Raw genomic sequence first — 13,449 nt, 5'->3', positions numbered from 1 at the left:
GCGGTTTCGGGGCAGTTTAGCGGGTCGCCGGGCGGGAATCCCGCACATTGACCGCCGGACGGCTGCGCTTGCCCTGGGTAGGTGCTGTCATGAATACTTGTCGTTCGCGAATAAGTCTTGTTTGCCATGATCCAGACCGCCACCAGCCAACCCCGCCTGCTGACCATCGAGGACGACCCCACCCTGGGCGCGCACCTGCACAGCCACCTGAGCCAGCGCGGCTTCGCCGTGACCTGGTGCCGCGATGGCCGCGAGGGGCTGGACCAGGCGTTGAGCGAGGCCTTCGACCTGGTCCTGCTGGACGTCATGCTGCCCGGCTGCAGCGGCCTGGAAGCCCTGCGCCAGCTGCGCCGCGAGCAGCGCGTGCCGGTGATCCTGATGTCCGCCCTGGGCGCCGAGCAGGACCGTATCGCCGGTTTCTCCCAGGGCGCCGACGACTACCTGCCCAAGCCCTTCAGCCTGGCCGAGCTGAACGTGCGCATCGACGCCATCCTGCGCCGCGTCGCCCTGGAACGCGGCAGCCTGCTGCCGGCGGGCCCGGAGGACGCCGGGCTGCGCCTGAGCGAGGAGCCCTGCGAGGTGGCCTGGGAAGGGCAGAGCGCCGGCCTCACCGCCACCGAGCACCGCCTGCTGGAGACTTTCCTCGGCAACGTCGACGAGACCCTGAGCAAGCCGTTCCTCTACCAGCACGTGCTGCACCGTGGCTTCACCGCCCACGACCGCGGCCTGGACATGCACGTCAGCCACCTGCGCCGCAAGCTGCAGGCCATCGGTTACGTGCGCCATCAACTGCGCGCGGTCTGGGGCAAGGGTTATGTTTTCGCTAGCGCCGAGTGAGCGGCGCCCGCGCCAGCTGCTGCCCGGCCGCCATTCGCTGTTCTGGCGCCTGGCGGTGCCGGTGGTGCTGCTCTGCCTGCTGCTGATCTGGCTGTCCTGGACCTGGGGCCGCCAGGTCGAGCGTCGCGGCTACTTCCTCGATACCCAGGCCCAGGTCGTGCTGCGGGGTTACGCGGCCGACCTGGAGCGGGCCTGGAACACTGGCGGCGAGGCCGCGGTGGATGACTGGCTGGCCCGCATGCGGGCCAGCGAGCAGACCTGGATGGTGGCGCTGGACGGTCGCCTGCAGCCCCTGGGCAGCCAGCCGCTGAGCATCGAGGAGGCCACCCGCCTGACCTTCCAGCGCGGCCTGGACTGGCCGGTGAGCAACCGCAGCCGGAGCCTGCCCTACATCGGCATTCCCTTCCCCGGGCACCCCGCCGACGGCCGCCTGGTGCTGCAGTTGCCGCAGCGCTTCAAGCCCGGCGGCTATTCCGTGCTGCTGCGCTTCTTCACCCATGGGCTGGTGCCCGCCGGGCTGGCGCTACTGCTGTGCATGCTGCTCTACCGCCAACTGATCCATCCGCTGGCGCGCCTGCGCGAGCACGCCAATGCGTTGCGCGCCGACGACCTGGGTTCGGGCGCCGCCCGCGAGGTCAGCGTCCGCCGCGACGAGCTGGGCGAGCTGGGCCGCGCCTTCGACCACATGGCCCAGCGCCTGAGCGGCCACGTGGAGTTCCAGCGCCAGTTGCTGCGCGACCTGTCCCACGAGCTGCGCACCCCGCTCAGCCGCCTGCGCGTCGCCGCCGAGAGTGCGCCGGCCGAGGACCCGTTGCGCCTGCGCCTGGAGCGCGAGGTGGAGGTCATGCAGCGCCTGGTGGCCAACACCCTGGACCTGGCCTGGATGGACACCGAGCGGCCGCGCCTGCCCCTGGAGGACGTCGCCATCCTGCCGTTGTGGGAGCTGCTGGTGGAGGACGCCGGCTTCGAGTCCGGCTGGGCGCCTTCGCGCTTCCACTGCGAGGTGCCGGCGGACTGCGTGGTCCGCGGCCATCTCAACGGCCTGGCGCAGGCCCTGGAGAACCTGCTGCGCAACGCCATCCGGCATTCCCCGGAAGGCGGTTGCGTCCGCCTGCTCGGCCAGCGCGAGGGGGACTTCTGGCACCTCTGCCTGGCCGACCAGGGGCCGGGGGTGGCGGCCGCCGACCTGGAGCGCATCTTCCTGCCCTTCACCCGCCTTTCCGCGGCGCGGTCCGGCGAGGGCTTCGGCCTGGGGCTGAGCATCGCCCGCAGCGCCATCCGCCTGCAGGGCGGCGAGCTCTGGGCCGAGCGCGGCGACCCCGGCCTGCGCATGCACCTGCGCCTGCCCGCCGCCTGAGGCGGGCCGGCGCAGGCCGGCCTCAGAACTCGAGCACCGCCGACAACCACAGCCGCCGGCCCTGTTCCAGGGTGCCGGTGGTGGCCTGGGCCGTCTGGATGTAGTGGGAGGCCCAGGCGGTCCCGCCGGTGGCGGTCGTGTAGTACTCGCCGTCCAGGAAGTCCTTGTCCAGCAGGTTGTACACGGCGGCATTGAGGGTCAGGTTGTGGCTGGCCTTGAACGAGCCGCCGAGGTGGAACACCTGGTAGGCGTCCAGGTCGCCGACCTGGCGGGCGATGGCCTGGTTGGCCGCGCTGAGGTTGGCATAGCGCGAGGTGAAGCGCGCCCGCTCGCCGTGGTGCTCGCCCTTGAGCCAGAGCTTCAGGCGTTCGTGCGCCTGCCAGTCGAGCCGGGCATTGGCCAGGTGCCTGGGGGTGTTGGTCAGCGGGGCGCCCTTGTCGTCGCCGCTGAGCTGCTCGCTGTCGGTGTAGGTGTAGTTCAGCGCCAGCGCCCAGGCCGGAGCGAAGGCCCAGCGCCCGGCCAGCTCCACGCCCTGGGTGCGGGCCTTGCCGATGTTCACCTGCTGGGCGAAGTTCTCCTGCAGGAAGCCGCTGCCCAGGTCGACGCAGCCGGGCTGGTTCGGCGCGTCCGGCCAGTTGCAGTTGGCCACCGGGGTGCCGGTGTCGATCTTGTCCTCGAAGCGGGTGTGGAACAGCGTGAGGTTGGCGTTGAAGTCGGCGAGGTTGTCGTAGTAGATGCCGAACTCGGTGCTGGTGGAGGTTTCCGGGTCCAGGTCGGGGCTGCCGATGGTGATGATCTGGCCCTGGCCGCTGACGCCGTTGATGCCGTCGTGCAGCTGGTTCAGCGTGGGCGTCTTGTAGCCCTGGCTGACGCCGCCCTTGAGCGTCCAGCTGGGCGTGGTGTTCCACACCAGGTAGGCGCGCGGGCTGAAGTGCCCGCCGAAGGCCTCGTGGTCCTCGTAGCGGCCGCCGAGGGTCAGCGCCAGGTCTTCGCGCAGGTGCCACTCGTCCTCGGCGAACAGCGCCCAGGAGCTCTGCCTGAAGTCTTCGTTGACGATGCCGTCCTCGACCTTGGCGTCCCAGTACTGGCCGCCGAGGGTGAAGACGTGCGCCTCGCCCAGGGGCATCACCAGCTTGCTGTCCAGCACCAGGTCGGTGGATTTCAGCTTGCGCGCGTCGCCGCCGACGATCGACGGGTAGCCGCTGTAGGGCACGCCCATGGTGCCGGGGATGGTGCGCCCAATGGTCTCGGTGGCGATGTGCGTCAGGCTGCTGTCGAGGGTGCCGAAGCCCAGGCGGCCGGTGTGGGAGAGGGCGAACTGGTCGCGCTCGAAGCGCAGCTCGTCGGCGTAGCCGTTGGCCCGCGTCGGCGCGTCGCGGCTGCAGCCGTCGGTGGCGCTGCCGCCGGCCTTGCCGTCGAGGTTGCCCAGTTGGCAGTCGTCGTTGTTGTACGCCTGGCGGCCGCGCTCGAAGTCCAGGGAGATGTCGTGCTCGGCGTTGGGGGTGAAGGTCAGGCGGCTGCCGATGTTGTAGTTCTGCCCCTCCACCGGGGCGGCGCCGCGGCGGCTGACGGTGGCGCCGTCGTCGAAGCTCAGGTCCGAGGCGCTGCGGTCGAGGAAGCTGCCACGCAGGTTCAGGCCGAGCCTGTCCGCCACCAGCGGGCCGCTGGCGTACAGGCTGGTGCCGCTGCTGTCGCCGTAGTCGCGGTGTTCCTGGAAGGTGTGGTCGAGGCTGAGGGTGGCGCCCCATTCGGGGGCCACCTTGCGGGTGATGATGTTGACCACCCCGCCCATGGCGTCGGAGCCGTAGAGCGTGGACATCGGGCCGCGGATCACCTCGATGCGCTCGATGGCCGAGAGCGGCGGCATGAAGCTGGTGGCGGTCTCGTTGAAGCCGTTGGGGGTGATGTTGCCGGCGCTGTTCTGCCGGCGGCCGTCGATGAGGATCAGGGTGTAGTCGCTGGGCATGCCGCGGATGCTGATGTTCAGCCCGCCGGTCTTGCCGGTGCCCTGGCCGATGTCGACGCCCTCGACGTCCTCCAGGGCCTCGGCCAGGTTGCTGTAGCGCTTCTGCTCCAGTTCCTCGCGGCTCAGCACGCTGATGCTGGCCGGCGCCTCGGTGACCTTCTGCTCGTAGCCGGCGGCGGTGACGACGGTGTCGCCCAGGCTCAGGGTGTCGTTGCCCTGGGCCTGGCTGGCGATGGCCAGGGCGACGGCGCCAGCCAGTGCATTGCGGGAAAGGGGGAGGGACATCTGTTGGCTCCTGACTGCTCGTGATGGCGGCGGAGCCTGTGGGTAACGCAAATCATTTTCATCTTCACGAAAGTTACCACATATGTCGACGGAAGCCTCCGGTTGTGCTGCAGCCCACGGCCCATGGGCACTTAAGCACTTTGTGGCAACATGTGAATTGCGGAGCTTTCCTACGCGAATGTTCAGGTGTTCATGTAAGGATTCCGCAGCCTCGACGCCGGGGTCGACAGGGCCGCCGATGCCACTCGCTGCGCTTGCCGATATGGCCGGCGGCGGTTTACCGGTATCATAGGCCGTTATCCAGATCCGCCTTGCTGACGACGAGCGACTCCATGACCGTGCAGTACCCCACCATCGCCGAGTGCATCGGCAATACTCCGCTGGTGCGCCTGCAGCGCCTGCCCGGGGAAACCTCCAACACCCTGCTGGTGAAACTCGAAGGCAACAACCCGGCCGGCTCGGTGAAGGACCGCCCGGCGCTGTCGATGATCACCCGCGCGGAGTTGCGTGGCGACATCCGTCCCGGCGACACCCTGATCGAGGCCACCTCCGGCAACACCGGCATCGCCCTGGCCATGGCCGCGGCGATCAAGGGCTACCGCATGATCCTGATCATGCCGGACAACTCCACCGCCGAGCGCAAGGCGGCCATGACCGCCTACGGCGCCGAGCTGATCCTGGTGAGCAAGGAGCAGGGCATGGAAGGCGCCCGCGACCTGGCCGACCAGATGCAGCGCGAAGGCAAGGGCAAGGTGCTGGACCAGTTCGCCAACGGCGACAACCCGGTGGCCCACTACCAGGGCACCGGCCCGGAGATCTGGCGCCAGACCGGCGGCGAGATCACCCACTTCGTCAGCTCCATGGGCACCACCGGCACCATCATGGGCGTGTCGCGCTACCTCAAGGAGCAGAACCCGGCGGTGCAGATCGTCGGCCTGCAGCCGATGGAAGGCTCATCGATCCCCGGCATCCGCCGCTGGCCGCAGGAATACCTGCCGAAGATCTTCGACGCCAGCCGCGTCGACCGCGTGGTGGACATGCACCAGAGCGAGGCCGAGGACGTCATGCGCCGCCTGGCCCGCGAGGAAGGCATTTTCTGCGGCGTGTCCTCGGGCGGCGCGGTGGCGGCCATGCTGCGCCTGTCCCGCGAGCTGGAGAACGCCGTGATGGTGGCGATCATCTGCGACCGCGGCGACCGCTACCTGTCCTCCGGAATCTACGACTCCAACTGACATGGCCAAGCAGAGAAGCGGGCTGCGCTTCCAGCCCAGCGGCGGCGCCCGCAACACGGGCGTGCCGGTGGGCAAGAAGCAGCGCCTGCGCATCGAGCGCCTGGCCCATGACGGCCGCGGCATCGCGCACCTGGAAGGGCGCACCTGGTTCGTCGCCGGCGCTTTGCCCGGCGAGGAGGTCGAGGCCCGCGTGCTGGCCGCGCGCAGCCAGGTGGTGGACGCCCGCGGCGAACGCATCCTGGCCGCCGCGCCGGAGCGCCGCGCCGAACCCTGCCCGGTGGCCGGCAAGTGCGGCGGCTGCACCCTGCAGCACCTGCCCCACGCCGGACAATTGGCGCTCAAGCAGCGCACTCTAGCCGAGCAGTTGCAGCGCTTCGGCGAGATCGTCCCCGAACACTGGGCAGCCCCCCTGGCCGGCCCCGAATTCGGCTATCGCCGCCGGGCCCGCATCGCCGTGCGCTGGGATGCCAAGGCCCAGCGCCTGGAGGTCGGTTTCCGCGCCGCCGCCAGCCAGGCCATCGTCGCCTTCGACGACTGCCTGGTGCTGGTACCCGAGCTGCAGGCGCTGGCCCGCGAGCTGCCGGCGCTGCTGCAGGGGTTCCAGCGGCCGCGGGCCATCGGCCACGTCGAGCTGTTCCACGGCACCGCCTGCGCCTTGCTGCTGCGCCACACCGAACCTTTGCCCGGCGCCGACCTCGAACGCCTCCAGGCCTTCTGTTCGGCACGGGATGTGCAACTGTGGCTGCAGGGCGACGGCGAACCGACGCCGGCCGACGGCGAGGGGCGACTGGGCTACCGCCTGGACGCCTGGGACCTGACCCTGGCCTACCGGCCGGGGGACTTCGTCCAGGTCAACGAACCGGTCAACGCGGCCATGGTCGCGCAGGCCCTCGACTGGTTGGCTCCCGCGGCAACGGAACGGGTGCTAGACCTGTTCTGTGGGCTGGGCAATTTCGCCCTGCCGCTGGCCCGCAGTGCCGCCTGCGTGGTGGGCGTGGAGGGCGTGCACAGCATGGTCGCGCGCGCCGCGGCCAACGCCCGGGCCAATGGCCTGGACAACGCCGTGTTCCACCAGGCCGACCTGGCGCAGCCGCTTTCCGCGGCGCGCTGGTTCGCCGGGGACGCGGCCAAGGGATTTTCCGCCGTGCTGCTCGACCCGCCGCGTGACGGCGCGCTCGAGATGGCACGGGGCATGCGCGCCCTGGGCGCCGAGCGGGTACTCTATGTGTCCTGCAACCCGGCGACCCTGGCGCGCGACGCCGGCGAACTGGCCCGTCAGGGCTATCGCCTGAAGCGTGCCGGAATCCTCGACATGTTCCCGCAGACGGCGCATGTGGAGGCGATGGCTCTGTTCGAGGCAGGTTAGGACGACCTGCGCAATCCGACCGGCCCACGCCAGAAAGGCCGGCGCAGTCGAGCGGTGTGCCGTGGCACACCGTGGGGAAGGGTAGACAAGATGGTACAGGTGAGAGCGCACCAGCCGGTCAACACCGACGGCAGCATCAACCTCGAGGCCTGGCTGGACCACGTCCAGACCCTGGTCCCGGTGCTGGATCGCAAGGTCCTGCTTCAGGCCTGCGAGTTCGCCCGCGAGGCCGAGAACAAGGCCGTCAGCCAGGTGGACGCCGCCTGGGCCGATGGCACCTCGAGCTTCCAGACCGGCCTCGAGATCGCCGAGATCCTCGCCGACCTCAAGCTCGACCAGGAATCCCTGGTGGCCGCGGTGATCTACCGCGGCGTGCGCGAGGGCAAGGTCAAGCTGGAGGAAGTGCAGCAGCGCTTCGGCCCGGTGGTGGCCAAGCTGATCGAGGGCGTGCTGCGCATGGCGGCGATCAGCGCCAGCCTCAACCCGCGGCAGTCCATGGTGCTCGGCACCCAGGCGCAGATCGAGAACCTGCGCAAGATGCTGGTGGCCATGGTCGACGACGTGCGCGTCGCGCTGATCAAGCTGGCCGAGCGCACCTGCGCCATCCGCGCGGTGAAGAACGCCGACGAGGAGAAGCGCATGCGCGTCGCCCGCGAGGTGTTCGACATCTACGCGCCGCTGGCGCACCGTCTGGGCATCGGCCACATCAAGTGGGAGCTGGAGGACCTGTCCTTCCGCTACCTGGAGCCCGACCAGTACAAGCAGATCGCCAAGCTGCTGCACGAGCGCCGCCTGGACCGCGAGCAGTACATCGCCACCGTGATGCAGCAGCTCAAGGACGCCCTGGCCGCCACCGGCATCAAGGCCGACCTGTCCGGCCGCGCCAAGCACATCTACTCCATCTGGCGGAAGATGCAGCGCAAGGGCCTGGACTTCAGCCAGATCTACGACGTGCGCGCGGTGCGCGTGCTGGTCCCGGAGATGCGCGACTGCTATACCGCGCTGGGCATCGTGCACACCCTGTGGCGGCACATTCCCAAGGAATTCGACGACTACATCGCCAACCCCAAGGAAAACGGCTACCGCTCGCTGCACACCGCGGTGATCGGCCCCGAGGGCAAGGTGCTGGAAGTGCAGATCCGCACCCACGCCATGCACGAGGAAGCCGAGCTGGGCGTGTGCGCGCACTGGCGCTACAAGGGCACCGACGTCAAGTCCGGCTCCAACCACTACGAGGAGAAGATCTCCTGGCTGCGCCAGGTCCTGGAGTGGCACGAGGAACTGGGCGACATCGGCGGCCTGGCCGAGCAGCTGCGGGTCGACATCGAGCCCGACCGGGTCTACGTGTTCACCCCCGACGGCCACGCCATCGACCTGCCCAAGGGCTCCACGCCGCTGGACTTCGCCTACCGCGTACACACCGAGGTGGGCCACAACTGCCGCGGCGCCAAGATCAACGGCCGCATCGTGCCGCTGAACTACAGCCTGCAGACCGGCGAGCAGGTGGAAATCATCACCGGCAAGCACAGCGGCCCGAGCCGTGACTGGCTGAACCAGAACCTCGGCTACGTCACCACCTCGCGGGCGCGGGCGAAGATCGTCCACTGGTTCAAGCTGCAGGCCCGCGATCAGAACGTCGCCGCCGGCAAGGCCATGCTCGAGCGCGAGCTGGGGCGCCTGGCGCTGCCGCCGGTGGACTTCGAGAAGCTGGCCGAGAAGGCCAACTACAAGACCGGCGAGGACCTCTTCGCCGCCCTCGGCGCCGGCGACCTGCGCCTGGCCCACGTGGTCAGCTACGCGCAGCAACTGGTGGAGCCGGAGCGCGGCAACGAGCAGCTCGAACTCATCCCGCGCAAGCCCAGCCGCATCGGCCACGGCAAGCGCGGCGACATCCAGATCCAGGGCGTGGGCAACCTGCTGACGCAGATGGCCGGCTGCTGCCAGCCGCTGCCGGGCGACCCCATCGTCGGCTACATCACCCTCGGCCGCGGCGTCACCATCCACCGCCAGGACTGCGCCACCGTGCTGCAACTGGCCGGCCGCGAGCCGGAGCGGATGATCCAGGTGAGCTGGGGCCCGGTGCCGGTGCAGACCTACCCGGTGGACATCGTCATCCGCGCCTACGACCGTTCCGGCCTGCTGCGCGACGTGTCCCAGGTGCTGCTCAACGAGCGCATCAACGTGCTGGCGGTCAACACCCGCTCGGACAAGGACGACAACACCGCGACCATGCGCCTGACCATCGAGATCCCCGGCCTGGAGTCCCTCGGCCGCCTGCTGGCGCGCATCTCGCAACTGCCCAACATCATCGAGGCGCGGCGCGACCGCGCGGGTGGCAAGGATGTATAAGCTCGACGACCTGCTGCACCTCATGGCCCGCCTGCGCGACCCGCGGCACGGCTGCCCCTGGGACCTCAAGCAGGACTACGCGAGCATCGTCCCCTACACCATCGAGGAGGCCTACGAGGTCGCCGACGCCATCGAGCGCGGCGACTTCGGCCACCTGCGCGAGGAGGTCGGCGACCTGCTGTTCCAGGTGGTCTACTACGCCCAGCTGGCCCGCGAGGAAAACCGCTTCGACTTCGACGAGGTGGTCCACGGCATCACCGCCAAGCTGGTGCGCCGCCATCCCCACGTGTTCCCCGACGGCGACCTGTACGGCGAGCCTGACCCGGCGAAGCTGGAAGAGGCGGCGGTGAAGCAGCGCTGGGAAGAGCTCAAGGCCGAGGAACGCGCCGCCAAGGCCGCCGAGCCGGTGCAGCTGTCGCTGCTGGACGACGTGCCCGCGGCGCTGCCGGCCCTCAGCCGCGCGGCCAAGCTGCAGAAGCGCGCGGCCCAGGTCGGCTTCGACTGGCCGGAGGCGCTGCCGGTGGTGGACAAGCTGCGCGAGGAACTGGACGAGGTGCTGGAAGCCATGGCCGACGGCGACGCCGAGGCCCAGGCGGAGGAGGTCGGCGACCTGCTGTTCGTGGTGGTCAACCTGGCCAGGCACCTGAAGGTCGACCCGGAAACCGCCCTGCGCGCGGCCAACGGCAAGTTCGAAAGGCGCTTCCGCTACATCGAGAGCGCCCTGCGCGACCAGGGCCGCAAGGCCGAGGAATGCAGCCTGGAAGAGCTGGATGCACTCTGGGGCGAGGCCAAGCGCGAGGAGAAGAACCCGCTGGGGTGTGGCTAGGTTCGCCGGCGTTACGAAAAAGCCCCGCGGTGCGGGGCTTTTTGCTTTTCGTAGGAGCGAGCTGGGCTGTTCGTGCCACCGGGGCGTCCAATCGCGGACAAAGTCCGCTCCTACGACCATGCTCGACCGTAGGGCGAATAACCGTTCGCGGTTATCCGCCGCCGGCCGGAACGCCGGTGCCCGACGGCGGCGGCGGATAACGCCGTGGGCGTTATGCGCCCTACGGGTTGCAAGGGGGCGGCGTAGGAGGGGTTGAGCGAAGCGGTATCCATCGCCATGGCCGCATGGGTTTCGCCAAGGCTCAACCCATCCTACGAAGAGCATATCGGCGCGGGGCGCAAGACAGTTGCTCCTACCCCGCCACCGCTGTCCCACCTGTAGGAGCGCGCCCTGCGCGCGATTCGCGGGCAGGGCCCGCTCCTACAATGGGGCGAGATGGGAGACGCGAATTTCGATCCAGTCACTCCCGCGAACGAGGGAGCCCAGAAGACAGTTGCTCCTACGCCCGTGCTTCCTGTAGGAGCGGACTCTGTCCGCGATTCGGCGGATAACGCCGGAGGCGTTATGCGCCCTGCGCGGACTGTCCTGGAACGTAGGGCGAATAACCGTTCGCGGTTATCCGCCGTTGGCTGGAACGCCGGGCTCGGGGCGGTTCAGCCGAACATCCAGCGCAACAGCAGCACCAGCAGCACCACCGCCAGGATCGGCCGACCGATGCGGTAGGCCTTGGGATAGCGCCGCTTGAACTTCTTCACCTGTCCACCCACGGCATTGCCGATGCGGATCAGCACCGAGTAGGCCTGGTTGATCCCGCCGACGCGCTCGCCGTCGACGTTCTGCGGCGCGGTGGCGCGGCCGAGGAAGGCGCTGACGCGGCGGTTGATGCGCGTCAGCAGTGGCGACCTGAGCGGGCGCTCGACGTCGCAGAAGAGGATCAGGCGCGATTCGTCGGTCTCGTTCTTCACCCAGTGCACGAAGGTTTCGTCGAACATCACGTCCTCGCCGTCGCGCCAGGCGTAGGGCTGGCCGTCGACGAAGATGCGGCAGGCGTCCGAGTTCGGCGTGGCCAGGCCCAGGTGGTAGCGCAGGGAGCCGGCGTAGGGGTCGCGGTGCTTGTTCAGGTGGCTGTTCGGCGGCAGGCGGGTGAACATCGCGCCCTTGACGTTGGGGATGCTGCTGACCAGCTCCACGGTCTTCGGGCACAGGCGCTGCGCGGAGGGCAGGGGGCCGTCGTACCAGGTCAGGTAGAAACGCGTCCAGCCCTTCTTGAAGAAGGAACCGAAACCCGCCTCGTTGTTGTTCAGGGCATCGCGGATGTAGCCCTCGTCGAACAACTGCTCGGCTTCCTCGCGGATCATTTGCCAGTTGTCGCGCAGCTTGTCGAGCTCCGGGAAGCGCTCGCGGTCCAGGTACGGCTTGGAGGGTACGCTGGAATTCAGGTACATCAGCGAGTTGTACGGGGCGAACCAGGCCGAGTGGTTGACCACCTGGCGCAGGAACGGCAGGCGTACCTTGCCGCGCAGGTGCACGTAGAGGATGGCGACGAGGAAGATGGCGAGGATCGCGAGGACGAGGAGCTTGATCATGGGGTGGCGAGTCCGCCCTGTTTGACTGAAATACGGCCGGCCACTTGCGCAATGCCGGCACAGGCCCGAGGATTATACCCTCAGCGCGCGTCGCCGCTGAATTTTCCGCCACGTCAGAATTGTCCTGCGTCAAAGTTCGCGGGCTGTCGGAGAGTCGTTAGCCAATGAGCATGTCATTGCGTGACCAGCTGCTGAAAGCCGGGCTGGTCAACGAAAAGCAGGCCAAGCAGGCCAGCAAGCAGAAGCAGAAACAGCAGCGCCTGGAGCACAAGGGCCAGGCCGAGAAGGACGATAGCCAGCGCCAGGTCGCGCTGCAGGCCCAGGCCGAGAAGCTGGCCCGTGACCAGGAGCTGAACCGCCAGCAGCAGGAGAAGGCCGAGAAGAAGGCCCGCGTCGCGCAGATCAAGCAACTGATCGAAGGTACCCGCCTGCCCAAGATGGAGGGTGACGACTACTACAACTTCGTCGACGCCAAGAAGGTCAAGCGCATCGCGGTGAACGCCCTGATCCGCGACAAGCTCAGCCGCGGCAGCCTGGCCATCGTCAGCTACGACGGGCGCTACGAGATAGTCCCGCGCGACGCCGCGCTGCGCATCCAGGAGCGCGACGAGCGCCGCGTGGTGCTGCTCAACGAGCCCAGCGGCGAGCCGGACGAGGACGATCCATACAAGGACTACGTGGTGCCCGACGACCTCATGTGGTGACACGGGCAGAAACGAAAAAGCCGGGCGGATCAGGCTGTGTGAAAAACCGAGCGGCTCTTCGAAGAGCGCGTTCCTACGTGAAATCTGAAGAGGCTTGGCTATTCAGCCAATCCAGAATCCACGTAGAAACGCGAAATCCAGGTTGTTTTTTAACCAGTGGGACCGATCCTGAGGTTTTCACACAGCCTGGGATGCCCGGCTTTTTTCGTTGCGGCGGCGCTTACGAGCCCTTGACCTGCTTGCCGTCGACGGTGCCGTCCTTGAGCATGATCTGGTACTCCTTGCCGTCGGTCTCCTGCTGGTACAGGCGCACGAGCAGGTAGTCCCAGTCCTTGGCGAACCAGAGGACGGTCTTGCGGTTGCTCTTGGTCGGGTCGCGCACGCGCTCGACCTTGATGGCGTCGATCTGGCCGGCCTGGGTGGCGACCTTCTCCTCGCCGAGCACGCGGAAGTCGTAGGTATCGGTGTCGGTACCCTCGATCACCTGGTAGCTCATGCTCTTCTTGCCGACGGCGACGTCATGCTGCAGCACCAGCTGGTAGGTGGACTTGTCGAGCTGGCCGCGGTTCAGCGGCAGGCGCACGGTGTCGCCGCGGTCGCTGCCGGTGACCTGTTTCTGCGCCCAGTTGAACTGCAGGTCGGTGGACTTGTTCTTGCCCAGGCCCTCGCGGGCCCAGTGGTAGGTCTGCGGCAGGTAGGTGTCGCCCTCGACCTTGAAGGAGCTGTTCTCCTTCAGGCTGGCGAGCAGCATGGAGGCCTGGAAGTCGAGTTCCCAGCTGCCCCCGTCGCCTTGCTTGAGGCTGCGGGAAGCGGTCCCGCTCAGCGGCATCTGTTTCCAGTCCGCGGTGTAGCTGGCCTCGAACGGCTTGATCTGGAACGAGGCGGCATGGGCCGGCAACGTCAGCAGGGCCATCAGGAACAGCAGGACTCTACGCATCGCG

10 protein-coding genes are annotated in these 13,449 nt (G+C 68.3%); 7 read left to right on the top strand and 3 right to left on the bottom strand.

Going from position 1 to position 13,449, the window contains the following annotated elements:
• Positions 1 to 126 precede the first annotated feature (126 nt).
• Positions 127 to 837 (top strand): response regulator transcription factor, encoded by a 711-nt coding sequence (locus VV867_RS12220; protein WP_328566511.1) that lies wholly within the window; start codon positions 127 to 129, stop codon positions 835 to 837.
• Entirely contained in the window at positions 815 to 2,194 is a 1,380-nt protein-coding gene (locus tag VV867_RS12215; protein ID WP_328566510.1) for a HAMP domain-containing sensor histidine kinase, read from the top strand. The genes VV867_RS12220 and VV867_RS12215 overlap by 23 nt, the downstream gene beginning before the upstream one ends.
• Before the next feature lie 22 nt (positions 2,195 to 2,216).
• On the opposite strand, the gene VV867_RS12210 is transcribed toward VV867_RS12215, so the two are convergent.
• On the bottom strand, positions 2,217 to 4,445 hold the full coding sequence (locus tag VV867_RS12210) for a TonB-dependent receptor domain-containing protein (protein WP_328566509.1): 2,229 nt from the start codon (positions 4,443 to 4,445) through the stop codon (positions 2,217 to 2,219).
• A 332-nt stretch (positions 4,446 to 4,777) separates the two neighbouring features.
• Here VV867_RS12210 and cysM point away from each other — a divergent pair, with 332 nt between their 5' ends.
• The 4 genes from cysM (at position 4,778) to mazG (ending at position 10,218) form a co-directional block, all read left to right on the top strand.
• Complete coding sequence (gene cysM / locus VV867_RS12205) at positions 4,778 to 5,677, top strand: cysteine synthase CysM (protein ID WP_109936800.1); 900 nt, start codon at positions 4,778 to 4,780, stop codon at positions 5,675 to 5,677.
• Position 5,678: 1 nt separating this feature from the next.
• The gene (gene rlmD, locus VV867_RS12200; protein ID WP_328566508.1) at positions 5,679 to 7,043 is read left to right on the top strand and encodes a 23S rRNA (uracil(1939)-C(5))-methyltransferase RlmD; all 1,365 of its coding nucleotides are present in this window, start codon (positions 5,679 to 5,681) and stop codon (positions 7,041 to 7,043) included.
• 90 nt (positions 7,044 to 7,133) lie between these two features.
• Positions 7,134 to 9,392: a GTP diphosphokinase gene (gene relA / locus VV867_RS12195; protein ID WP_328566507.1), complete on the top strand. Its 2,259-nt coding sequence runs from the start codon at positions 7,134 to 7,136 to the stop codon at positions 9,390 to 9,392.
• Positions 9,385 to 10,218 carry a nucleoside triphosphate pyrophosphohydrolase gene (gene mazG / locus VV867_RS12190; RefSeq protein WP_089394061.1) on the top strand — a complete coding sequence of 278 codons (834 nt, stop codon included), beginning with the start codon at positions 9,385 to 9,387 and terminating at the stop codon, positions 10,216 to 10,218. The genes relA and mazG overlap by 8 nt, the downstream gene beginning before the upstream one ends.
• Before the next feature lie 653 nt (positions 10,219 to 10,871).
• Here the strand turns inward: mazG and VV867_RS12185 are convergent.
• On the bottom strand, positions 10,872 to 11,804 hold the full coding sequence (locus VV867_RS12185) for an aspartyl/asparaginyl beta-hydroxylase domain-containing protein (protein WP_328566506.1): 933 nt from the start codon (positions 11,802 to 11,804) through the stop codon (positions 10,872 to 10,874).
• Positions 11,805 to 11,968: 164 nt separating this feature from the next.
• On the opposite strand from VV867_RS12185, the gene VV867_RS12180 reads away from it, so the two are divergent.
• Positions 11,969 to 12,508 carry a DUF2058 domain-containing protein gene (locus VV867_RS12180; protein ID WP_109935659.1) on the top strand — a complete coding sequence of 180 codons (540 nt, stop codon included), beginning with the start codon at positions 11,969 to 11,971 and terminating at the stop codon, positions 12,506 to 12,508.
• Between the two features lie 220 nt (positions 12,509 to 12,728).
• On the opposite strand, the gene VV867_RS12175 is transcribed toward VV867_RS12180, so the two are convergent.
• On the bottom strand, positions 12,729 to 13,445 hold the full coding sequence (locus VV867_RS12175) for a DUF3108 domain-containing protein (protein WP_328566505.1): 717 nt from the start codon (positions 13,443 to 13,445) through the stop codon (positions 12,729 to 12,731).
• Positions 13,446 to 13,449 lie beyond the last annotated feature (4 nt).

It is taken from the genome of Pseudomonas sp. JH-2, from assembly GCF_036231725.1.
Taxonomy (GTDB): Bacteria; Pseudomonadota; Gammaproteobacteria; order Pseudomonadales; family Pseudomonadaceae; genus Pseudomonas; species Pseudomonas delhiensis.
The sequence above is the reverse complement of the archived record's forward strand: the minus strand, read 5'-3'. Positions and strand labels throughout refer to the sequence as shown.

What these genes read in the sequence shown, in the direction of transcription:
- VV867_RS12220 (WP_328566511.1), top strand. Translation starts at nt 127, where the DNA reads ATGATCCAGACCGCCACCAGCCAACCCCGCCTGCTGACCATCGAGGAC.
- VV867_RS12215 (WP_328566510.1), top strand. Translation starts at nt 815, where the DNA reads ATGTTTTCGCTAGCGCCGAGTGAGCGGCGCCCGCGCCAGCTGCTGCCC.
- VV867_RS12210 (WP_328566509.1), bottom strand. Translation starts at nt 4,445, where the DNA reads ATGTCCCTCCCCCTTTCCCGCAATGCACTGGCTGGCGCCGTCGCCCTG.
- cysM (WP_109936800.1), top strand. Translation starts at nt 4,778, where the DNA reads ATGACCGTGCAGTACCCCACCATCGCCGAGTGCATCGGCAATACTCCG.
- rlmD (WP_328566508.1), top strand. Translation starts at nt 5,679, where the DNA reads ATGGCCAAGCAGAGAAGCGGGCTGCGCTTCCAGCCCAGCGGCGGCGCC.
- relA (WP_328566507.1), top strand. Translation starts at nt 7,134, where the DNA reads ATGGTACAGGTGAGAGCGCACCAGCCGGTCAACACCGACGGCAGCATC.
- mazG (WP_089394061.1), top strand. Translation starts at nt 9,385, where the DNA reads ATGTATAAGCTCGACGACCTGCTGCACCTCATGGCCCGCCTGCGCGAC.
- VV867_RS12185 (WP_328566506.1), bottom strand. Translation starts at nt 11,804, where the DNA reads ATGATCAAGCTCCTCGTCCTCGCGATCCTCGCCATCTTCCTCGTCGCC.
- VV867_RS12180 (WP_109935659.1), top strand. Translation starts at nt 11,969, where the DNA reads ATGAGCATGTCATTGCGTGACCAGCTGCTGAAAGCCGGGCTGGTCAAC.
- VV867_RS12175 (WP_328566505.1), bottom strand. Translation starts at nt 13,445, where the DNA reads ATGCGTAGAGTCCTGCTGTTCCTGATGGCCCTGCTGACGTTGCCGGCC.